Here is a 270-nt window from a genome sequence, read left to right as displayed (position 1 = left end):
ATCGGCGCCAAGACCGCATTGACTGTATTCGCAATCATGATCTGCCGCATCGCGGCTAAGGCTTCACTGATGACCACATCGCCTGTTGTACAGGACACGCATTCCAAGACCATGGGCTATCTGCTGTGGATCTTCGGTTTCCTCGGCGCGCACCGTTTCTACTATGGCAAGCCGGTCACCGGCACCATCTGGCTGTTCACCTTCGGGTTGCTGGGCATCGGCTGGTTGATCGACCTGTTCCTGATTCCGGCGATGGACCGCGAGGCGGAC

Annotated in this window: 1 protein-coding gene; it reads left to right on the top strand. The window is 58.1% G+C overall.

The window, feature by feature from the left end; genetic code table 11:
• Nucleotides 1-69: 69 nt before the first annotated feature.
• Nucleotides 70-270: TM2 domain-containing protein (locus R0J88_RS20405; protein ID WP_410900936.1), on the top strand; the 201-nt coding region annotated here is incomplete at its 3' end.

The sequence above is a fragment of the Pseudoalteromonas sp. SIMBA_162 genome, assembly GCF_046535955.1.
GTDB classification, from domain to species: domain Bacteria; phylum Pseudomonadota; class Gammaproteobacteria; order Enterobacterales; family Alteromonadaceae; genus Pseudoalteromonas; species Pseudoalteromonas marina.
This window is presented reverse-complemented; position numbering and strand designations above follow the sequence as displayed.